The following is a 21693-nucleotide window of genomic DNA, read 5'->3' on the forward strand; positions in this document are numbered from 1 at the left end:
CCGAAACCCCACCAATGAAACATACAGATACCATTCAATCGCGCCCCTGGTTCAGCCTCGATTAAGCCATTCATTGCTATCATCCCGCCTCCCCAGCCATGAACCGCCCGCATGCCAGCCCTGCCCGACAGCTTTTTCGACCGCGACGCCCAGACCCTGGCCAAAGCCCTGCTCGGCAAGGTTATCCGCCATCGCCACGGCGACCTGTGGCTTGCCGCGCGCATCATCGAGACCGAGGCTTACTACCTCGCCGACAAAGGCAGCCACGCCTCGCTCGGCTACACCGAAAAGCGCAAAGCGCTGTTCCTCGATGGCGGGCACATCTACATGTATTACGCCCGCGGCGGCGACTCGCTGAACTTCAGCGCTCACGGGCCGGGCAACGCGGTGCTGATCAAGTCCGCCTATCCTTGGCAGGATGCCCTTTCAGGCCCCAACAGCCTGGCGCAGATGCAACTGAACAACCCCGATGCCAGCGGCCAGCTGCGCCCGGATGAGCGCCTGTGCGCGGGCCAGACCCTGCTATGCCGGGCCCTGGGCCTGAAAGTGCCGCACTGGGACGCCCAACGCTTCGACGCCGAGCGGCTGTACGTGGACGATTGCGGCAACGCCGTACCACGGGTCATCCAGGCCGCGCGCCTGGGCATCCCGCACGGGCGTGACGAACACCTGCCCTACCGTTTCGTCGATGCCGAATACGCCCGCTTCTGCACGCGGAACCCGTTACGCCGCGGCCAAGTCGAAGGCCGGGACTTCTTCATTCACGAACAAGGAAGCTGAACATGGGCCAATGGCTCGACAGCCTGACCGGCTGGCTAAGCGCCAACCCACAGTGGCTTGGCCTCGCGATTTTCCTGGTGGCCTGCATCGAATGCCTGGCCATCGCCGGCATCATCGTGCCGGGTACCGTGCTGCTGTTCGCCGTCGCGGTACTGGCCGGCAGTGGCGCCTTCAGCCTGGGGGAAACCTTGCTGCTGGGCTTCCTTGGCGGCCTTTTGGGTGATGCGCTGTCGTATACGGTGGGCAAGTACTTCCACCAGAACATCCGCCGCCTGCCCTTACTGCGCCACCACCCGGAATGGATTGGCAGCGCAGAGACCTACTTCCAGCGTTATGGCATTGCCAGCCTGCTGGTAGGCCGGTTTATCGGCCCTCTGCGGCCAATGCTGCCGATGGTGGCCGGCATGTTCGACATGCCACTGCCGCGCTTCATCGCCGTCAGCCTGGTGGCCGGCGCCGGCTGGTCGGTCGCCTACCTGCTGCCCGGCTGGGCCACTGGTGCGGCCATGCGCCTGCCGCTGCCGGAAGGCTTCTGGCTGGATGCGGGCATCATCGCCGGCACCCTGGCCGTGCTGATCGGCCTTAGCCTCAACAGCAGCCTGCGTGACCAGCGCCACGGCACCCGGCTGGTAGCGGGCCTCAGTTTCATCGCCCTGGCCGGGATATTTATCGGCTGGCCTTACCTACATGAGTTCGATCAAGGCGTTATGACACTGGTTCAGGAACACCGCAGCCAGGCCATCGATGGCACCGTGGTCCTGGTGACGCGGCTGGGTGACTTCCGGACCCAGTTCTTCCTTGGCGGGCTGCTGACAGGCCTGTTGCTGCTTGCCCGGCAGTGGCGACACGCCCTGTTCGCTGTCGGCGCCCTGATGGGCACGGCGATTGCCAACGGCACACTCAAATGGCTGTTCGCCCGGGCACGGCCGGAAGTGCTGACCGACCCGTTGACCAGCTACAGCATGCCCAGCGGGCACAGCTCGGCGTCGTTTGCATTCTTTCTGGTGATGGCCGTGCTGGCGGGGCGTGGGCAGCCACCGCGGATGCGCCTGACCTGGGTGATGCTGGGTTGCATTCCGGCCCTGGCGATTGCCCTGTCGCGGGTTTACCTGGGGGCTCACTGGCCGACAGACATCCTGGCCGGGGCGCTGCTGGCGTGCTGTGTGTGTGCGCTTAGCCTGACCCTGGTGCAACGGCGCCAGACACTGCCAGCCTTGCCGCAGCGGGTGTGGTGGCTGGTGTTGCCGGCGTGTATTGCGCTGCTGGCGTTCTTTGCCATGCATGCGCTGCCACAGGCGTTGCTCAGATATCAGTATTGATGTTGCCTGTACCGGCCCTTTCGCGGGTAAACCCGCGAAAGGGCCGGTACAGGCACTACAGAACCATCATGCAAACAACTCACCCTGAATCCGCTCCAGCAGCTTCTGGATCTCCCCCAACCGCTGCTGCGGTGAGTCCAGGGTCAACAAATCCAACTTGTCCTCTTCCATGAACGGCAGCAGGTACGCCAGCTGATTGGACAGCGCCTGCCGCCCGTCCACTGGCCTCGGCATGTCCAGCGCTTCGACCATCGGGTGCTCACCCAGCGCCACCAGCAGCGCCAACAGGTCGTCGTCCGCCTCCAGCAACGGGCTGTCCGCCTGCTCCGGCAACCATTGCACCTGCCCTACCAGCAACTGGTCCTTCTGCACTTCGGTGCTGTCGAGGTTGAAGCGCCGCACACCTTCGACGCGAATACCCAGCAACCCGTTGTCTTGCTGGACGAAGTCGCGGATGACCGCCTCACAGCCAATCGAGGCGACCATAGGTGGCGCTTTGCCAACCTGCTCGCCCTCAAGGATGCACACCACACCAAAACCTTCGCCCTGCTTCATGCAGCGGCTTATCATGTCCAGGTAGCGCGCCTCGAAAATCTGCAAATCGAGAAAGCAGCCAGGAAACAGCACGGTATTGAGCGGAAACAGCGGTAGCGTCATCACAAGTCCTCAAGCCACCAGGCTGACCGCCAGCGGCAGGAACACCGCCGTGGCCACGCCCATCAGGCTCATCGCCAGCGCGGCAAAGGCGCCGCATTCGTCACTTTCCTGCAGGGCCACCGAAGTGCCCACCGCGTGCGCGGTCACGCCCAGCGACATGCCTCGCGCCTCAGGGCTGTGCACCCCGAAGCGGCTCAGCAGGGCCGGACCGAAGATGGCCCCGATCACCCCGGTAATCAACACGAACACCGCAGCCAAGGCCGCCACGCCCCCCATCTGTTCGGCCACCAGCATGGCGATCGGCGAAGTAACGGACTTCGGCGCCATGGTCATCAGGATCATGTGTTCGGCACCGAACCACCAGCCCAGCAACAGGCAGCACAGGGTGGCGAACAGGCCTCCGACTACCAGCGTAGTAAATGTGGGCCAGAACAGCTGGCGGATACGCCGCAGGTTGAGATAGAGCGGCACAGCCAGGGCGACGGTGGCAGGCCCCAGCAGGATGTTCATGATTTCGGTGCTTTTGCGGTACTCGCTGTAGTCAATACCGCACAGCAGCAATACGCCGATGACCAGCAACATCGACACCAGCACCGGCTGCAGGAAGATCCAGCGGGTCTTTTCGTAGGCCGCCAGCACAACCTGGTAGGCACCGAGCGTAATGCCGATACCGAACAACGGGTGATGGACGACTGCGTCAAGCGCGCCTTGCCAGTCGAGCATCATGGCTGCTCCTCACGTTTGCCCTGGCGCTGGATGAGCTTTTGCATCAGCACCCCGACAAACACCAGCGTCACCAGGCAGGAAATCAGCAAGGCTCCGGCAATGGCCCAGAAATCAGCGGCAATGTCCTTGGCATACACCATTACCCCTACCGCCGGCGGCACCAGCAACAGCGGCAGGTAGCGCAGCAGGCTACTGGCGGCCTCGTTCAACGGCTTGCCCACCTCACCGCGAGCCATGAGAAAGAACAACAGCAGCAACAGGCCAATAATCGGCCCCGGCAAAACCGGCACCAACAGGTGATTGATCGCCGTCCCCAGCAGCTGGAACAGCACCAGCCAGGTCAAACCACGCAACAGCATAAGCATCTCCCTCGGGCATGGTGGCCATTATAAGCACGCCCGGCTATAGACCGATATTCGCCGAAAAGCGGGCAACTTGACTGAAACGGTTAGCCGTGCTGATCTTGCACTTTCGTACCAACTGACAACCTGGAGAGTCCGCGATGCCCTATGTACCGGTTACAGAGCTTTCGCAGTACGTTGGTAAGGAACTGGGCCGCTCTGCCTGGCTCAAGATCGACCAGCAGCGCATCAACCTGTTCGCCGAGGCAACCGGCGATTTCCAGTTCATTCATGTCGACCCTGAGAAGGCGGCAAAAACACCGTTTGGCGGCACGATTGCCCACGGTTTCCTGACCTTGTCGCTGATTCCCAAGCTGATCGAGGACATCCTGATCCTGCCGCAAGGGCTGAAGATGGTGGTGAACTATGGGCTGGACAGCGTCAGGTTCATTCAGCCGGTCAAGGTCGACAGCCAGGTGCGTTTGAAGGTGGACCTGGCCGAGGTGACCGAGAAAAAGCCGGGGCAATGGCTGCTGAAGGCGATTGCCACGTTGGAAATAGAAGGTGAAGAGAAGCCTGCTTACATAGCTGAGTCGCTGTCGCTCTGCTTTGTCTGATGGTTTTTGGGGGCGCTGCGCGCCCCCTTCCCAAGCCGATCCACAAATCCCCCGCACTCGCGTAAACTGCCAGCCTTCGCGCAGCCTAGGGCTGCCCCTGTCGATTTACCAAAGGTGCCCGCCATGCCCTGGCTGCAAGTACGCCTGGCCATCAGCCCGGAACAAGCCGAAACCTACGAAGACGCCCTGCTTGAAGTCGGCGCCGTCTCGGTCACGTTCATGGACGCCGAAGATCAACCGATCTTCGAGCCAGACCTCAACACCACCCCGCTGTGGTCGCACACCCACTTGCTGGCATTGTTCGAGGCCGATGCCGACCCTGAGCAGGTGTTCGCCCACCTGCGCCTGCTGACCGGCGCAGATCTGCCCGAGCACCAGGCCGAAGTGATCGAGGACCAGGACTGGGAACGCAGCTGGATGGACAACTTCCAGCCGATGCGTTTCGGCCAACGCCTGTGGATCGTGCCGAGCTGGCACGATGCCCCGGAAAAGGACGCCGTCAACCTGCTGCTCGACCCGGGCCTGGCCTTCGGCACCGGCACCCATCCCACCACTGCCCTGTGCCTGGAATGGCTCGACGGCCAGCAACTCGAAGGCACCCAGGTGCTGGACTTCGGCTGCGGCTCGGGCATCCTGGCCATTGCCGCGCTGCTGCTGGGCGCCCGTGAAGCCGTCGGCACCGACATCGACGTGCAGGCCATCGAGGCTTCGCGCGACAACGCCCAGCGCAACGGCATTGCCGATGAAAAGCTGGCGCTGTACCTGCCCGAGCATATGCCGGCCATGCAGGCCGACGTGCTGGTCGCCAACATCCTGGCCGGCCCGCTGGTATCGCTGGCGCCGCAATTGTCCCGCCTGGTCCGCCCAGGTGGCCTGCTGGCCCTGTCGGGCATCCTCGCCGAGCAGGGCGAAGAAGTGGCTGCCGCCTACGCTGCCGACTTCGAACTGGACCCGATCGTCGTACGCGACGGCTGGGTGCGCATCAGTGGTCGCCGCCGTTAAGCGGGCCTAGAATAGTCTTCTGCACAGCTCCCGGATTGCCGCATGACCGACAGTTTCGTCACCCAGTGCCCGCATTGCCAGACCAGCTTTCGCGTCACCCACCACCAGCTGAGCGTGGCTCGCGGTGTGGTGCGCTGCGGTCACTGCTTGCAGGTGTTCAATGCCGCCAAGCAGTTGCTGGAGCAGAACCGCGCCAATGCCCCAGCGGTGGCTGCGCCAGTACCCGCTGTGCCGGCCGAACCGCTGATCGAGCAGGCGCCCCCCCCTGAGCCCGCCGTCGAAGTACGCAACGATAGGCCTGACGATGCCTGGGCGCTTACCGCCCAGGCCCTGGATGAGCTTGACCTCGACAAGGAACTGGAGCGCCTGGAACGTCGTGGCCAACCGGCCCCCACACGCCCGACCAACCTGGATGGCGGGCTGCAGGCACGGCGCGACGAACTGCACCCGGACGAGCACGCAGACGACCTGTTCGGCACAGCCACCGACGAGCCCTTTGAACCCCAACAGCCGGCAGAAGCCGCCCCGGTGCTGTTGGAGCCAGAGCCCCTGGCACTGGACCTGAAACCGGCACCCGGCGAGCGCACCGAACCGACCCTGGGCAGCAACCTTGACCTGGAGATCGATGACGAGCCACCCGTCCACCGCGCCCCCGAAATCGATGAGCAGCCCGCCTTCAGCGAGCCACTGGGCGCCAGCGATGACGAAATACCGGAAAAAGGCCTGAGCGCCCGCGACGATGAGCCGCTGGCGCTGCACCTGTCGGCCCGCGACGACGAACCTGACGAGCCCCTACCCGGCGGCCGCCTTGAACCAGGCCTTGCCAGTAAACCCGAGCGCCCGGTACGCAAGGAACCGCTGGTCGACGTGGTCGACGACCCGCTGCAGCTGGGCTGGGAAAAACCCGCCCCCAACTGGGGCAAGCGTTTGTTGTGGGGCTTTCTGACCTTGCTGGCTGCTGGCCTGCTGGCCTTCCAGTACGTGTGGTTCCACTTCGACGAAATGGCCCGCCAGGACCAGTACCGGCCAATCTTCCAGCAGATCTGCCCGATGGTCGGTTGCCAGGTGCCCACCCGGGTCGATATTGCACGCATCAAGAGCAGCAACCTGGTAGTGCGCAGCCACCCCGACTTCAAGGGTGCACTGATTGTCGATGCGATCATCTACAACCGCGCCCCCTTCTCCCAGCCGTTCCCGCTGCTGGAGCTGCGCTTTGCCGACCTCAATGGCCAGCTGATCGCCAGCCGTCGCTTCAAGCCCAGCGAGTACCTGTCGGGCGAGTTGGCCGGGCGTGGCGACATGCCCAGCCAGACGCCGATCCATATCGCCCTGGACATCCTCGACCCGGGGCCGAAGGCCGTGAACTATAGCCTGAGCTTCCGTTCGCCGGAATAAGCGACAAGCGGCAAGCTTCAAGCCACAAGACAAGCGAGCCGATAGCCGGCCTGCTCCCTCTTGCAGCTTGAAGCTTGCTGCTTGTCGCTCGCCCTGATTGTTCAGATTTTATCCAAATCCATCTTTATCCGGTCACCGAGAGCGGGTATCATGCCAACCCTTTTTCGAACTCCAAGATTCGGCCCCACAACAGGGATCACCTATGTCGGCGGTACGCATCGGCCAATACACACTACGTAACAACCTGATCCTCGCGCCCATGGCCGGGGTCACGGACCAGCCTTTCCGTACACTTTGCCAGCGCCTGGGCGCGGGCATGGTGGTGTCGGAAATGGTCAGCAGCGATATGAGCCTGTGGAACAGCCGCAAATCGAGCCTGCGCCGCATCCATGAAGGTGATCCCGAGCCACGCTCGGTGCAGATCGCCGGCGGTGATGCGCAAATGATGGCAGCGGCGGCAAAGGCCAACGTCGAAGCGGGCGCCCAGATCATCGATATCAACATGGGCTGCCCGGCAAAAAAAGTCTGCAACAAAGCTGCAGGCTCTGCTTTATTGAGAGATGAAGCCTTGGTCCACGAAATCCTCCACGCCGTTGTCGGCGCCGTGGATGTTCCGGTGACCCTGAAGATCCGCACCGGTTGGGACCGGGCGAACAAGAACGGCCTGAACGTGGCGAAGATCGCCGAACAGGCCGGCATCCAGGCGCTGGCGGTGCATGGCCGCACACGCGCAGACCTGTACACCGGCGAAGCCGAATACGACACCATCGCTGCCATCAAACAGGCGGTGTCTATCCCGGTTTTTGCCAACGGCGATATCACTTCGCCAGAAAAGGCCCGGGCGGTGCTGGATGCCACCGGGGTCGACGGCCTGTTGATCGGCCGCGCCGCCCAGGGGCGGCCGTGGATCTTTCGCGAGATCGAGCATTACCTGCGCACTGGCGAACACCTGCCAGCGCCGCAGCTGGACGAAGTGGAAGGCATCCTGCTGGAGCACCTGGCCGCGCTGCATGCCTTCTATGGCGATGTGATGGGCGTACGTATCGCCCGCAAGCACGTTGGCTGGTACCTGGCAACACGACCCGGCGGCAAGGAGTTTCGCTCCCGGTTCAACGCTTTGGAAGACACACAAGCGCAGTGCGCCAACGTTCACGCGTTTTTCAGTGAACGTCGACAGAGCCTTGAGACAGAGGACGGACAAGGGGTGGCCGCATGACGATGATGACCGAGACATTTGTGAGTGGAACAACGCCCGTGAGCGACAACGCCAACCTGAAACAGCACCTCAACACGCCGAGCGAAGAGGGCCAGACCCTTCGCGACAGCGTCGAGAAGGCGCTGCACAACTACTTCGCCCACCTGGAAGGCGCGACCGTCACGGACGTGTACAACCTGGTGCTCTCCGAAGTCGAGGCGCCCCTGCTCGAATGCGTGATGAACTACGTGAAGGGCAACCAGACCAAAGCCAGTGAGATGCTCGGGCTGAACCGAGGCACACTGCGCAAGAAGCTCAAGCAGTACGACTTGCTGTAAGCCAGAATCCCAACCAGAAAAGGCGGCTCCCTGAACAGAGGCGCCTTTTTTGCTGACTCCACCGCGTTATTGGAACCCGAAATGACCGACCAGACTACCCGCCTGCCAGTCCGCCGCGCCCTGATCAGCGTCTCCGACAAGACCGGTATCCTCGAATTCGCCCGTGAGCTGCAACAGCTCGGTGTCGAGATCCTGTCTACCGGCGGCACCTACAAGCTGCTCAAGGACAACGGCGTGAACGCGGTGGAAGTGGCCGACTACACCGGCTTCGCCGAAATGATGGATGGCCGGGTCAAGACCCTGCACCCGAAGATCCACGGCGGCATCCTCGGCCGTCGCGGCACCGACGACGCCATCATGAACGAGCACGGCATCAAGCCGATCGACCTGGTCGCGGTCAACCTGTACCCGTTCGAAGCCACCATTTCCAAGCCTGGCTGTGACCTGCCGACCGCTATCGAGAACATCGACATCGGCGGCCCGACCATGGTCCGTTCGGCTGCCAAAAACCACAAAGACGTGGCCATCGTGGTCAACGCCAGCGATTACGCCGGTATCGTAGAAGGCCTCAAGGCCGGTGGCCTGACTTACGCCCAGCGCTTCGACCTGATGCTCAAGGCGTTCGAGCACACCGCTGCCTACGACGGCATGATCGCCAACTACATGGGCACCATCAACCAGGCCAAGGACACCCTTTCGACTTCCGACCGCAGCGAATTCCCGCGCACCTTCAACAGCCAGTTCGTCAAGGCCCAGGAAATGCGCTACGGCGAGAACCCGCACCAGAGCGCGGCGTTCTACGTAGAAGCCAAGAAAGGCGAAGCCAGCATTTCCACCGCCATCCAGCTGCAAGGCAAGGAGCTGTCGTTCAACAACGTGGCCGACACCGACGCCGCGCTGGAGTGCGTGAAGAGCTTCGTCAAGCCGGCTTGCGTCATCGTCAAGCACGCCAACCCGTGCGGCGTGGCCGTTGTGCCTGAAGACGAAGGCGGCATCCGCAAGGCCTACGACCTGGCCTATGCCACCGACACCGAGTCGGCATTCGGCGGCATCATTGCCTTCAACCGCGAGCTGGACGGCGAAACCGCCAAGGCCATCGTCGACCGCCAGTTCGTCGAAGTGATCATCGCGCCGAAAATTTCCCAGGCTGCCCGTGAAGTGGTTGCCGCCAAGCAGAACGTACGCCTGCTTGAGTGCGGCGAATGGCCTGCCGAGCGCGCTGCCGGTTGGGACTTCAAGCGCGTCAACGGTGGCCTACTGGTACAGAGCCGCGATATCGGCATGATCACCGCCGATGACCTGAAAATCGTCACCAAGCGTGCCCCGACCGAGCAAGAAATCCACGATCTGGTATTCGCCTGGAAAGTGGCCAAGTTCGTCAAGTCCAACGCCATCGTCTACGCCAAGCAGCGCCAGACCATCGGCGTAGGCGCTGGCCAGATGAGCCGGGTCAACTCCGCCCGCATTGCTGCAATCAAAGCTGAGCATGCTGGCCTGCAGGTGCAGGGCGCGGTCATGGCCTCGGACGCGTTCTTCCCGTTCCGTGATGGCATCGACAATGCGGCTAAAGTGGGTATCAGCGCCGTGATCCAGCCGGGTGGTTCGATGCGTGATGCTGAAGTCATTGCTGCAGCCGACGAAGCCGGCATTGCAATGGTCTTCACCGGCATGCGCCACTTCCGCCACTGATTTACGGCAATCGGCCGCACTGAAGCAGGCATCTGCTGCGTTGGGGCCAGTTCCGCTGATGCTCATTGCCAGAAGGCAACTCCGCTCATCGGAACCGGCCCCGCCTTGCATCTACCTGCTTCATTGCGACCTCGTACAGTGTGAGGCCTTGCCTCCCGTCCGAAAGAATTCGAGGTTTTGACATGAAAGTTTTGATCATCGGCAGTGGCGGCCGTGAACACGCCCTGGCCTGGAAAGTTGCCCAGGACCCACGCGTCGAGAAAGTCTTCGTTGCCCCGGGCAACGCCGGCACCGCCATTGAAGCCAAGTGCGAAAACGTCGCTATCGACGTCTGCGCCCTGGAGCAACTGGCCGACTTCGCCGAAAAGAACGTCGACCTGACCATCGTCGGCCCTGAAGCACCGCTGGTCATCGGCGTGGTGGACCTGTTCCGCAGCCGTGGCCTGGACTGCTTCGGCCCAACCAAGGGCGCGGCCCAGCTGGAAGGTTCCAAGGCCTTCACCAAGGACTTCCTGGCACGCCACAAGATCCCGACCGCCGACTACCAGAACTTCACCGAAATCGAGCCTGCACTTGCCTACCTGCAAGAGAAAGGCGCACCGATCGTGATCAAGGCCGACGGCCTGGCTGCGGGCAAAGGCGTGATCGTCGCCATGACCCTCGAAGAAGCCGAAGCCGCCGTGCGTGACATGCTGGCCGGTAACGCCTTTGGTGAAGCCGGTTCGCGTGTGGTGATCGAAGAGTTCCTCGACGGCGAGGAAGCCAGCTTCATCGTCATGGTCGACGGCCACAACGTGCTGCCCATGGCCACCAGCCAGGACCACAAGCGCGTCGGCGACCAGGACACCGGCCCGAACACCGGCGGTATGGGTGCCTACTCCCCTGCCCCGGTGGTCACCGCCGACGTGCACCAGCGTGTGATGGACCAGGTCATCTGGCCGACCGTGCGCGGCATGGCCGAGGAAGGCAACGTCTACACCGGCTTCCTCTACGCAGGCCTGATGATCGACAAGGCGGGCAACCCCAAAGTCATCGAGTTCAACTGCCGCTTCGGCGACCCTGAAACCCAGCCGGTCATGCTGCGCCTGGAGTCGAGCCTGGTGCTGCTGATCGAAGCCGCCTTCGCCAAGGCGCTGGACAAGGTCGAAGCCCAATGGGACCCGCGCCCAAGCCTGGGCGTGGTGCTGGCAGCTGGCGGTTACCCGGGCGACTACGCCAAGGGCGACGCCATCAGCGGCCTGGACGCTGCGGCCAAGATCGAAGGCAAGGTGTTCCATGCCGGTACTTCGCTCAAGGATGGCCAAGTGGTCACCAACGGCGGTCGCGTTTTGTGTGCCACTGCCATGGGCAGCACCGTCGCTGACGCGCAGCAGCAGGCTTACCGTCTGGCCAAGGAAGTAAGCTGGAACGGCAGCTTCTACCGTACCGACATCGGTTATCGGGCCATCGCCCGCGAGCGCGGTGAGCACCAGCAGTAAGTACAACCGGAACGCCGTAGCGCTTTCAGCGCACGGCATCCGGCTCGTCGACAAGGCCCGGCACGGGCCTTGCCTTCGACTTGGCGCGCCGCGCATAGTTAGTACCCGGCACATCGGCTAAGAAGGGATTTCGTAGTGCGTCGGCTTCGGATTGCCTCAGCTCTGATCGTCAGCTTGCTGACCTTGCTCTGCATGTTCCCGGCAGCTGCCGAACATGACGGAGGCTGGACCGTTCTGCTCGACGAACAGGCCAACCTGCAACTGAGCGATGTGCGCTCCGAGCGCTACCGCAACCAGTTCAGCCCCCTGATTCTCGCCGAGCTGGATGCAGCGCCTGCGGAACAAGCCTTATGGCTGCACTACCGCCTGCAACCCGGCGACCAGGAACAACTGTTGCGGGTATTTGCCCCAGACCTTTCCGGCCTGGACCTCTACGCCCTCGAGGGCGACCAACTTCTGCGTCAGCTGCACCACGGACGCCTGGCCGGCAACGCCAGCCCCACCCTGCGTGGCAGCGACCATGTATTACCCCTGCCCAACAGCAAACAACCGCTGGACATCTACCTGCGCCTCGTTTCCGAACACCAGCTGCGCCCGGCCATCAGCCTGGAGCCGGCAGCCGTAGCGGCCTCAGACCAAAGCCAGCCCCTGCTGTTCGGCATGCTGTTCGGCGGCCTGGTGATGCTGATCATGCACAACCTGATCCGCTTCCTCTACAGCCGCTCCACCACCACCCTGATCCTGGCGCTGTACCACGGCCTGATGCTGCTCAGCGGCCTGATCCTGCTGAACCTCAGCGGCCCTTGGTGGCATGTGTGGCACAACGCGCAAACACCGGCCGCCTACCTGACGCTGGTGCTGGCAGGCCTGGCCGGGCTGTATTTCACCCAACACTTCTTCACACCGTGCAATTCGCCACGGCTTAACCGCCTGCTGCAAGGTGAAATGCTGGTGGTCGGGATCAGCGGCCTGGTGCTGCTGTTTGTCGACACCCTGCCCCTCAACCTGATGACCTACGCCCTGCTGGCCTTGGGCAGCGTGAGCATGCTGCTGGTCAGCAGCTACCACTGGTACCGTGGCTATGCACCCGGACGCCTGTTTAGCCTGGCCATGGTGGTGTTCAACCTGGGTGGTCTGGTACTGCTGCCGGCCTTGCTGGGCTTGACCCGCACCTCGACGCCCTGGTTGCTGTGCATCCTGTTGGGCCTGACCGTGGTCAGCGGCCTGCTGCTGAACCTGGCCGTCAGCGAACGCCTGCGGCGCATGAGCGAGGAGCGCTTCAGCGCCAGCCGTGCATTGGCCGCCAGCGATGCCGAAATCAACGCCAAGGCTGAGTTCCTGGCCAAGATCAGCCACGAAATCCGCACCCCCATGAATGGTGTACTGGGCATGACCGAGCTGTTGCTCGGCACACCGCTGTCGGTCAAGCAACGCGACTACGTGCAGACCATCCACAGTGCCGGCAACGAGCTGCTCACGCTGATCAACGAAATTCTCGACATTTCCAAGCTGGAGTCCCGGCAGATCGAGCTGGATGATGTGCAATTCGACCTTAACGCGCTGATCGAGGACTGCCTGAACATCTTCCGCGCCAAGGCCGAGCAACAGAACATCGAGCTGATCAGCTTCACCCAGCCACAGGTGCCGCGCGTGATCAGTGGCGACCCGACACGCCTGCGCCAGGCCTTGTCGAGCCTGCTGGAGAATGCGCTGAAAAACACCGACCAGGGCGAGATCCTGCTGGTGGTGGCGCTGGACCAGCGTGGCGATGTGCCCCGTTTGCGCATTGCCGTGCAGGACAGCGGCGAGCCGTTGCCCGCCGCCGACCGCGAAGCCTTGCTGCAGGCCGAGTTGCACAGCCACCATTTCCTGTCCAGCAACAAGCTGGGCGGGCACCTTGGCCTGGTCATTGCCAAGCAGCTGATCGGCCTGATGCAGGGCGAGTTCGGCATCAAGAGCAGCACGGGCATGGGCAACACCCTGTGGCTGACCCTGCCGCTGGACCCTTCACGCCTGGAGCAACCACCGGCCGACCTCGACGGCCCCCTACGCGATGCCCGTGTGCTGGTGGTGGACGACAACGACACCTGCCGCAAGGTGCTGGTACAGCAGTGCAGCGCCTGGGGCATGAACGTCAGCGCGGTGCCATCGGGCAAGGAAGCCCTGGCGCTGCTGCGTACCAAAGCGCACCTGCGTGACTACTTCGACGCCGTGCTGCTGGACCAGAACATGCCCGGCATGACCGGTATGCAGTTGGCCGCCAAAATCAAGGAAGACCCGAGCCTGAACCACGACATCCTGGTGGTGATGCTCACCGGCATCAGCAATGCGCCGAGCAAGGTCATTGCGCGCAATGCCGGGGTCAAGCGGATACTGGCCAAGCCGGTGGCCGGCTACACGCTGAAAACCACCCTGGCCGAAGAGCTGGCCCAGCGCGGCCGCGAGCAGGCGGTGCCTGCCAGCCTGCCAGGCATCCCTCAAGCGCTGGACCTGCCCGGCAACTTCCGCGTGCTGGTCGCCGAGGACAACAGCATTTCGACCAAGGTGATCCGCGGCATGCTCGGCAAGCTCAACCTCGAGCCCGACACGGCCTGCAATGGCGAAGAAGCCCTGCAGGCGATGAAAGCGCAGCACTATGACCTGGTGTTGATGGACTGCGAGATGCCGATACTGGACGGCTTCTCCGCTACCCAGCAACTGCGCGCCTGGGAAGCGGCCAACCAGCGCCAGCGCACGCCGGTGGTGGCGCTGACGGCGCACATTCTGGCCGAACACAAGGAACGCGCACGGCTGGCGGGCATGGACGGGCACATGGCCAAGCCGGTGGAATTGTCACAGTTGCGGGAGCTGATCCAGTACTGGGCCAACCAGCGGGAAACCAAGGCAGATCCGGCGCATACTTCCTAGCTGACACAAGCATCTGCATTGCTGAGGACTACGCCCCATGCTCCATGAGTTGTTCAGCGTCTACCTGAAAATGCTCGTGCTCTACAGCCCGTTCTTCGTGCTGTCGTGCTTCATCAGCCTGACCCGTGGCCACTCCAGCAAGGAGCGCAAGCAACTGGCCTGGAAGGTGGCCTTCGCGGCGCTGGTCGCCAGCGTGCTGCTGTACCTGTTCGGGCGGGTGATTTTCGGTATTTTTGGCATCACCGCCGATGCCTTCCGCATCGGTGCCGGCAGCGTGCTGTTCATCTCGGCCCTGGGCATGGCCCAGGGCAAACCGGCCGTGCAGGCCGACAACGTGCAGCAAGATGTGACCATCGTACCGCTGACCATCCCACTGACCGTCGGCCCCGGTACCATTGGTGCCCTACTGGTGATGGGCGTCGGCCAGCCGCACTGGGATGACAAGTTGCTGGCCATCATCAGCATTGCCCTGGCTAGCTTCACCGTAGGCCTGGTGCTGTACCTGTCACACGGTATCGAACGCATTCTTGGCGAGCAGGGCCTGCAGATCGTCAGCCGCTTGATGGGCCTGTTTGTCTGCGCATTGGCAGCGCAGATCATCTTTACCGGTATTAAAGGTTACCTGATGCCCTAAACCTCCATTTCATGGATTTCCTTCAAGGCAATCTTTACCAGTGCCCGCTCGACACTGCGGCGACGTTCCTGATTGAACAGGCGTGTATTGAAACGCACCAGCTCTGCGGCCACCCACATGTTGCGGCGCTCGCGAAACAGAAAGCCATTGGTGAATACCGCCGTGTTGCCAGCCTCGTGGTACACCACAATGTCCACGTAGTTGCCGCTGACTGGCGCACAGGACAACAGTTGAAACTGCGCTCGGTCCCTGCTGCGAGACTCGAAATGCAGCAAGGGTTTGCCGTTTCTCTTCAGCGCCTCGAACGCCAGCGCCATGCTGCTGGAATGCTGAGCCCCTGCCACGGCGTCGATCTTGCTCAACGCTTGATCGACAATTCTGGGCCGCTGCGGGTCCGGCCAATGGACTTCTTCAGCAGACGTCGCGTCCCACCCCAGGTACATCAACTTCTTGCGGTAGTAATCGTATTGTTCCTGCTGCGGTTCTTTAGCCATGTCTTGCAACGTCACGGTCTCGGCCCATAACGAAGCAAGCTTCACGGCCTGGCGCTGCTCAAGGCTGACGCCGGGAGTGAAAGACACCAAGCTTGTGCCTACGACTACGGCTTCATGCTGTTGCATCGCCACCCTCCGGCTTCAACACGCCCAGATCAATGATTTTTCCGACATGCTGTGTTCGCTCAAGCAGATCGTGCAGGCCTTGGCGATCAGCGACAGTCAGGTATTCGCTCAATGTTCCGGCACTGGCCCGCAGGTCTATCCCCTCGGCAGGTGTAGGCTGCAAACGGGTATCGGGACGAATCTGTGATGCAGGCAAGGCACTCTTGAACGCCAACCCACACATATCCAGAGACGCATCAGGCAACATCACGCCCAGCTCGTAGGCGCACTGTGTGGTCTTGTCCTGCTCCGCCAGCGTGAAGGGCTGTAGGTGCTTCTGAATCACCACCTGCGAGAGCAGGGTAACGGCAGCCCGCAGATGGCCCGACAGGCTGGGATGACGGGCCTGCAAATCGTCGCTGAGCCGCTGAACCGGCACCAGTGATTGCCCAACCTGCGCCTGCTGGTGATCACTGCGACTGCGCACGATCACCCAGCCTCGCTCCTCCAGGGCCGTACGGTATCCGCTGTACCAGCGCCCGTAGTGGGTAAACCGTGAGCCGTTCAATTTGTCCGAACGCAGTTGGGCAAACAGAATCGAGTCCAGCGCATACTGCCTCAAAGGCTGCGCCGCGTCCGCGACCAGCAGCGCGGTGCCGCCAACGAGCCACAAGGAGTAGTCTTCCTTACTCATTGCAATACCTCGAATCTCAAACGTGCAGAATGAAGAACGGGGCCCGCAGGCCCCGTTTGCTGTCAAATCTCGTATTCGTCGGCGGCCTTGACGGCCTTGTCCGCGAGTTTCTGTTCGATCGTTGCACGAACCTGATCGGTGTACACCACTTCGTTCAAGGCAAGTACAGCCGAACCGCAGTAACGGTCCTTGCTCGAACTCTTCCATTCGAACACCGTGGTATTCAGGTCGTTTTCGCTTGGCGAAGCGCTGAATGCGTTGACCAGCATGAACAATTCGCCCTCGGGCGTTTCGATGCACGTCCCCAATCCCGTGGTCGAGACGGGGTTGCCTTTGACGTTCTGTTTGTAGATTTTCTGTGCGTCTTCGATGTTGCCGAGTGCAGTGATGGCATCGCCGGCCAGCTTGGCCATGGCCTCGCCTACCGGCCCGCCGAGCAGGGCTTTACCTGCGGCACTGGCGACCTTGAACGCGATCGGGCCCATGGTCAGCGATGCGCTCTTGTCATAGTCACGTTCGTAAGAACGTCGGCCCGCCACCCAGCCCAGGGTACGCATCACTTCCAGAAACTTGTTGAACCAGGCTTCGGACTCTCCGTCACGGTCATGCAGCCTGGACGCCACGCGAGAAGCAAACTGGAAGGTGGTCTTGGCATCGCGCCGGCTTTGCGCCGACATACCTGCGCTCAGCGCCAGAAGAGATTGTTCGACAACAGCGATGCTATCGCCACTGGAAGCGTTGATATCGTTCATGTAAAGGGTCCTTGAATGCCCCGATGGGAATCATCGAGGGGCATTCACCCTATGCCGTAAACGACGAGGGAACAGGCATGAACCGGTTCCCTCGGTACCTCACTCGGCTGCCGGGTACCAGCGAGGGGTATACACCCACTGCTTGCCGTCAGCACTGGGGAATTGGCAGGTCGTGGACGACCCGACCAGAACCATGGTGCGCATGTCGACCATTTCTGGCAGCAATTCGGCCAATTTGACTACCTTCAGCGTCTGCCCCGGCCTACCGATGTCACGGCCAAGGACTACAGGGGTGTTGCCATCGCGATGACGGCGCACGACTTCCAGCGCCACCCCAAGCTGGTGCGGTCGGGACTTGGAAATCGGGTTGTAGAAGGCCAATACCAGGTCAGCCTGGGCCGCCAGGTCCAGGCGCTTCTCGATGATGGACCAGGGTTTCAGGTTGTCCGAGAGCGACATCACGCAGAAGTCATGCCCCAGCGGTGCACCTGCCTGGGCGGCCGTCGCGAGCGAGGCAGATACGCCAGGCAGTATCTCGAGGTCGACACGGTGCCACGCCGGGTCAGTGGACTCATGCAACGCTTCAAGCACCGCAGCAGCCATGGCGAACACACCCGGGTCACCCGACGACACCACCACCACCGAACGGCCCTGAGCCGCCAGCTCGAAGGCATGCCGGGCGCGCTGCATCTCTTCACGGTTGTCGGTGCAGTGCAGCACCTGGTCGTCACGGAACGGCCCGGCCATGCGCACGTAGGTTTCATAGCCGAGTACGTCTTCGGCACGCGCCAGCTCGGCCTTCACCGCCGGCACCATCAGTTCGGCAGCGCCCGGCCCCAGGCCGATCACGGCCAGACGACCACGACGGCGGCCAACCTGCGCCACCTCGACCGGGGCTGGCGCCACGGCAATGGCCACACCCTCAAGCTCGGTCAGCCGGGCATCGGGCAACGCCGCCGCAAGCATGCTGGCCACACCGTCTGGGTTGACAGCGAAACGCAAGGCCACACCCAACGCCTGCGCGGCCTCACGCAAGCCGCTGTCGGCCATGGCCTGCTCGTCCGCCAGCAGGCAAGCCACTGATGGCTCGGCGATGCCGGCCTGCTGCAGTGCGGCACGAATACCGTGCAAGTTACCACCTGCAACAGCCACAACCACCGAACGCGGGTGAATCAGCAGTTCGTCGCGGTTGGCCGGGCGCGCCTGATGCCCCACATGAATGGTGCGCCGAGCCGCCTCGCTGGCCGGTAACTGCGCCTGCTGCAGCCAGGGGGCATCACCTTCGATACGCACCGATTCGCCGGCCAGCAAGTCGGAGACAAAGCGCTTGCCCTGCTCGATATCCGCCAAGGCATAACCCTGCGGCGGGTTCAGCAAGCAGGTACCAAAACGCAGCTCGCCACTGGTGGTAATGGCAGCGGCAACCCCAAGCGCTTCAGCCAGTTCACGCGCCATCACGTTCACGCCGCTCAGGCCACCGAGAAGCGGCACTACCGCGCTGCCATCTTCGGCCACGGCCAGTACAGGCGGCTCGACGCCCTTCTCGCTGAGCAGGCTGGCCAGGCTGCGGATGACGATACCTGCAGCACACAGGGCGATGATCGGCGTGTCCTGCTGGTACAGCCGGCGCAGGGTGTCGCCGAACGCGGCGTAGTGAAGGTCGACACCTTCGACCCGGCCTTCCAGGCCATGGATCGACGCCTGCGGGTAACGCTTCTGGATACGCTGCGCGGTGGCCAGGCTGCCTGGGCCAAGGATGACGATGGCGGGTGCCTTGTGCATGTTCAACCCTGCCATTTTTCACCCGGCACGATGATCAGCGAGAAGTACGGCGACGACTGCGGGTCGACCTGGTCCAGCGGCACGATCTTCTGATTGGCCATGGTGGCCCGCTCCACATACAGCGCACGCCCGTCCAGGCCCAGTTCGGCGAGCACCTCGCGCACCTTGGGGAAGTTGCGGCCAAGCTTCATGATCACCGCAGCATCGGCGTCGGCCAGGCGGCGCTTGAGCTCTTCGGCCGGCAATACACCCGACAACACTGACAGGCTCTGGTTGCGGTACACCAGTGGCGCGCCCAGCACCGAAGCCCCACCCAGCATCGAGCAGACGCCCGGGATCACTTCGGCCTCATACCGCTGCGCCAGGCGATCGTGCAGGTACATGTAGGAGCCGTAGAAGAACGGGTCGCCTTCGCAGATCACCGCCACGTCGCGGCCGGCATCCAGGTGCTCGGCCACCTGCACGCTGGCTTCGTCGTAGAAGTCGCTGATCACCTGCTCATAGGACAGCGGCGCCGGCAGGGCCTCGGTGGTGACCGGGTAGACCAGCGGCAACAGCGTCTGCTCGGCTTGCAGGTGCGCCTCGATGATGCCGAAGGCGTTGCCACGCTTGCCCTTGGCCACGAAGTAGCCCACCACTGGCGCCTCGCGCAGCATGCGCAGGGCCTTGAGGGTGATCAGTTCAGGGTCGCCAGGGCCCACGCCCAGGCCCAGCAGTCGTCCGCGCGGCGCCATCATTCAACCTCCGTGGCCAGGGCGTTGACCGCGGCGGCGGCCATCGCGCTGCCGCCCAGGCGGCCCTGCATGATCACGAACGGCACGCCACGGCTGTCGGCGGCAAGCATGGCCTTGGACTCGGCAGCGCCGACGAAACCGACCGGGAAGCCGAGGATCAATGCCGGCTTGGGCGCGCCAGCGTCAATCATCTCCAGCAGGTAGAACAGCGCGGTTGGCGCGTTGCCAATCACCACCACGCTGCCTTCCAGATAGGGGCGCCACAGCTCAAGGGCTACGGCGGAGCGGGTATTGCCAGCATCCTTCGCTAGGCCCGGCACGCTCGGGTCACGCAGGGTGCAGATAACTTTGTTGTCTGCCGGCAGGCGTGCCCGGGTAATGCCTTCAGCCACCATGTGCGCATCGCACAAAATCGGCGCGCCGTTCAGCAGCGCTTCGCGCCCGGCCCGGCCGGCACCTTCGGAGAACTGCAGGCCGTCGATGGCATCGACCATGCCGCAGGCGTGGATCACGCGCACGGCGAGCTTTTCGAGGTCTGCGGGGATCCGCTCGAGCCGGGCTTCCTCACGGATGATCCGGAAGGAATTGCGATAGATCTCCTGACCATCGCGGATGTAGTCAATCATCAAGGTGCTCCGTCGGCAGGTCGAGCATGGCGCCTGCTTCATTCAAGGTAAGGTCGGTGGCGCGCAGGGCTCCGAAGCCGGGATGGCGCGCATCACGCAGGTACAGGTCATAACGGCCCGGTGAACGGGCCAGCAAAGTGGCCGGGGCTACATGGGCCACGGCGCAGGAACGAGGGCAACCGGACAGGTGCACGCTGGCGGGTACACCAGGGCCCAGCAGCGCGGCCAAGGCAACGGCGTCGGCCTTGGTTTCGCCAAGAGCCTTGGCGCAGCCGCTGGCGCCGGTGCAGGCGCTGATGCGCGCCAGGGGTTCATGGTCGTGGCACAGCAAGCCCAGCGCAGACAGTTCGGCCTGGGCCTGGTCGATGCGTCGTTCTTGCAGATGGGTCAGCACCAGGCTTTGCCAGGGGCTAAGGCGCAGGCTGCCATCGCCCCATTCACGGGCAATACATGCAGCACCGCGCAACATGGCTGGGGTCAGGCGGCCTTGGGGCGGGGCAACGCCGAGGGCAAGGCCTTGAGCCTGGGGCAGCACCCCCAGCCAGGACGCACGGTGTGGTTCGCGTCGCCATGTGAGCACAGCGTCGTCGCGGCGGATATCCAGCCCGAGCCCATCGACGAAATCGCTTGCCGGGTACACCTCAAGCAACTGGCGCATGCGCGACCGCGCAGGGGTTGCCAGGTCGAGAAAACGTTCCAGCACAGCACGCACCAGTGCCAAGCCTTGCTCCAGCGGCACCGCACCGAGCACCTGGCCATCTGCCGGGCAACCCGCCAGGCCGAACGCCAGCCAGGTCTGCTGCTCCAGGCGCAGGGCCGACAGCCACAGGTCGTGAGGGTGTTCGAGCATGGCCAGGCGTTCGCCGGCATCCAGCTGCACGGCGAACTTGGCCGACAGTTGATGGAAGCGCGGCGTGCTTTCCAGCATAAAGAGGATCTGCTCGGCCAACGGCCGCGCATCCAGCAGCATGGCTGGGTCATGCCCGGCCAGCGGGCTGAGCATCAGGTTGCGCACATCGTCACCGGCCGCTTCACGCGGGCCAAGGCCGGCATCGAGCAACGTGTCGATCAGGGCGCGGTGATCGTCGCCGATACCACGGATCTGCAAGTTGCCACGGTTGGTGGCCTCAATTACACCCCCAGCAAACCGCTCGGCTGCCGCCGCCACCGCTTCGGCCTGGTCGGCCAGCAGCAGCCCGCCCGGCAGCTTGATGCGGCAGATGCCGCCATCACGGGCACTGACGATGCGCCAAAACCCCGGGCAGGCCGAGGGGCGGGGCGAAACGTTGGGAGCATGGGCCTGCGTCAAAGGGGCGTCCGGCAATCTGTGAAAATGCGCTTGAGTGTAGAAGGCGCGGTATTATGCCTGCTTTGTCCGGCGGCATGAAAAGCCGGTGGTCGAGCATCCTTAGCGATTAGCAGAAATTA

Annotated in this window: 21 protein-coding genes; 11 read left to right on the forward strand and 10 right to left on the reverse strand. The window is 63.1% G+C overall.

Annotated elements, in window-relative coordinates; translation table 11 throughout:
* The first annotated feature begins 111 nt into the window (after positions 1-111).
* The gene (locus ACF8R4_RS21635; RefSeq protein ID WP_104833882.1) at positions 112-780 is read left to right on the forward strand and encodes a DNA-3-methyladenine glycosylase; all 669 of its coding nucleotides are present in this window, start codon (positions 112-114) and stop codon (positions 778-780) included.
* Between the two features lie 2 nt (positions 781-782).
* Entirely contained in the window at positions 783-2099 is a 1317-nt protein-coding gene (locus ACF8R4_RS21640; protein ID WP_060498527.1) for a bifunctional DedA family/phosphatase PAP2 family protein, read from the forward strand.
* 66 nt (positions 2100-2165) lie between these two features.
* On the opposite strand, the gene ACF8R4_RS21645 is transcribed toward ACF8R4_RS21640, so the two are convergent.
* The 3 genes from ACF8R4_RS21645 to ACF8R4_RS21655 are packed head-to-tail and all read right to left on the reverse strand — an operon-like array spanning position 2166 to position 3841.
* Entirely contained in the window at positions 2166-2756 is a 591-nt protein-coding gene (locus ACF8R4_RS21645) for an LON peptidase substrate-binding domain-containing protein (RefSeq protein ID WP_016712194.1), read from the reverse strand.
* A gap of 9 nt (positions 2757-2765) precedes the next feature.
* The gene (locus ACF8R4_RS21650) at positions 2766-3482 is read right to left on the reverse strand and encodes an LrgB family protein (protein ID WP_060498528.1); all 717 of its coding nucleotides are present in this window, start codon (positions 3480-3482) and stop codon (positions 2766-2768) included.
* Positions 3479-3841, reverse strand: a complete 363-nt coding sequence (locus tag ACF8R4_RS21655) for a CidA/LrgA family protein (protein WP_060498529.1) — start codon at positions 3839-3841, stop codon at positions 3479-3481. The genes ACF8R4_RS21650 and ACF8R4_RS21655 overlap by 4 nt, the downstream gene beginning before the upstream one ends.
* A 143-nt stretch (positions 3842-3984) precedes the next feature.
* On the opposite strand from ACF8R4_RS21655, the gene ACF8R4_RS21660 reads away from it, so the two are divergent.
* The 9 genes from ACF8R4_RS21660 to ACF8R4_RS21700 all read left to right on the forward strand — a co-directional run bounded on the left by ACF8R4_RS21660 (position 3985) and on the right by ACF8R4_RS21700 (position 15078).
* Positions 3985-4440 (forward strand): MaoC family dehydratase, encoded by a 456-nt coding sequence (locus ACF8R4_RS21660; RefSeq protein WP_060498530.1) that lies wholly within the window; start codon positions 3985-3987, stop codon positions 4438-4440.
* Between the two features lie 123 nt (positions 4441-4563).
* Entirely contained in the window at positions 4564-5442 is an 879-nt protein-coding gene (prmA, locus tag ACF8R4_RS21665) for a 50S ribosomal protein L11 methyltransferase (protein WP_060498531.1), read from the forward strand.
* A gap of 42 nt (positions 5443-5484) precedes the next feature.
* Complete coding sequence (locus tag ACF8R4_RS21670) at positions 5485-6837, forward strand: DUF3426 domain-containing protein (protein WP_200928834.1); 1353 nt, start codon at positions 5485-5487, stop codon at positions 6835-6837.
* A 202-nt stretch (positions 6838-7039) separates the two neighbouring features.
* Entirely contained in the window at positions 7040-8053 is a 1014-nt protein-coding gene (gene dusB, locus ACF8R4_RS21675) for a tRNA dihydrouridine synthase DusB (RefSeq protein ID WP_392493430.1), read from the forward strand.
* The gene (fis, locus tag ACF8R4_RS21680; protein WP_019099786.1) at positions 8050-8370 is read left to right on the forward strand and encodes a DNA-binding transcriptional regulator Fis; all 321 of its coding nucleotides are present in this window, start codon (positions 8050-8052) and stop codon (positions 8368-8370) included. Before dusB ends, fis begins: the two co-directional genes overlap by 4 nt.
* An 81-nt stretch (positions 8371-8451) precedes the next feature.
* Positions 8452-10059: a bifunctional phosphoribosylaminoimidazolecarboxamide formyltransferase/IMP cyclohydrolase gene (gene purH, locus ACF8R4_RS21685; RefSeq protein ID WP_060498534.1), complete on the forward strand. Its 1608-nt coding sequence runs from the start codon at positions 8452-8454 to the stop codon at positions 10057-10059.
* Between the two features lie 182 nt (positions 10060-10241).
* Positions 10242-11537 carry a phosphoribosylamine--glycine ligase gene (gene purD, locus ACF8R4_RS21690; protein ID WP_016712203.1) on the forward strand — a complete coding sequence of 432 codons (1296 nt, stop codon included), beginning with the start codon at positions 10242-10244 and terminating at the stop codon, positions 11535-11537.
* 135 nt (positions 11538-11672) lie between these two features.
* On the forward strand, positions 11673-14444 hold the full coding sequence (locus ACF8R4_RS21695) for a hybrid sensor histidine kinase/response regulator (RefSeq protein WP_104833880.1): 2772 nt from the start codon (positions 11673-11675) through the stop codon (positions 14442-14444).
* 37 nt (positions 14445-14481) lie between these two features.
* Complete coding sequence (locus ACF8R4_RS21700; RefSeq protein ID WP_016712205.1) at positions 14482-15078, forward strand: MarC family protein; 597 nt, start codon at positions 14482-14484, stop codon at positions 15076-15078.
* Here the strand turns inward: ACF8R4_RS21700 and ACF8R4_RS21705 are convergent.
* The 7 genes from ACF8R4_RS21705 to cobG form a co-directional block, all read right to left on the reverse strand.
* Positions 15075-15659, reverse strand: coding sequence for a hypothetical protein (locus tag ACF8R4_RS21705; protein ID WP_200928835.1), 585 nt, complete (start codon positions 15657-15659; stop codon positions 15075-15077). The two genes, ACF8R4_RS21700 and ACF8R4_RS21705, sit on opposite strands and share 4 nt — an antisense overlap.
* A 25-nt stretch (positions 15660-15684) precedes the next feature.
* Positions 15685-16371, reverse strand: a complete 687-nt coding sequence (locus ACF8R4_RS21710) for a hypothetical protein (RefSeq protein WP_164525122.1) — start codon at positions 16369-16371, stop codon at positions 15685-15687.
* Positions 16372-16433: 62 nt separating this feature from the next.
* Positions 16434-17123, reverse strand: coding sequence for a hypothetical protein (locus ACF8R4_RS21715; protein ID WP_060498538.1), 690 nt, complete (start codon positions 17121-17123; stop codon positions 16434-16436).
* Positions 17124-17222: 99 nt separating this feature from the next.
* Positions 17223-18920, reverse strand: coding sequence for a precorrin-3B C(17)-methyltransferase (gene cobJ, locus ACF8R4_RS21720; RefSeq protein ID WP_164525123.1), 1698 nt, complete (start codon positions 18918-18920; stop codon positions 17223-17225).
* The gene (locus tag ACF8R4_RS21725; protein ID WP_177337099.1) at positions 18908-19642 is read right to left on the reverse strand and encodes a precorrin-2 C(20)-methyltransferase; all 735 of its coding nucleotides are present in this window, start codon (positions 19640-19642) and stop codon (positions 18908-18910) included. Before ACF8R4_RS21725 ends, cobJ begins: the two co-directional genes overlap by 13 nt.
* Positions 19639-20265, reverse strand: coding sequence for a precorrin-8X methylmutase (locus tag ACF8R4_RS21730; RefSeq protein WP_016489386.1), 627 nt, complete (start codon positions 20263-20265; stop codon positions 19639-19641). Before ACF8R4_RS21730 ends, ACF8R4_RS21725 begins: the two co-directional genes overlap by 4 nt.
* Complete coding sequence (cobG, locus tag ACF8R4_RS21735; RefSeq protein ID WP_392493432.1) at positions 20258-21589, reverse strand: precorrin-3B synthase; 1332 nt, start codon at positions 21587-21589, stop codon at positions 20258-20260. The genes ACF8R4_RS21730 and cobG overlap by 8 nt, the downstream gene beginning before the upstream one ends.
* Positions 21590-21693 lie beyond the last annotated feature (104 nt).

The organism is Pseudomonas sp. FYR_2 (genome assembly GCF_043106425.1).
Taxonomy (GTDB): Bacteria; Pseudomonadota; Gammaproteobacteria; order Pseudomonadales; family Pseudomonadaceae; genus Aquipseudomonas; species Aquipseudomonas monteilii.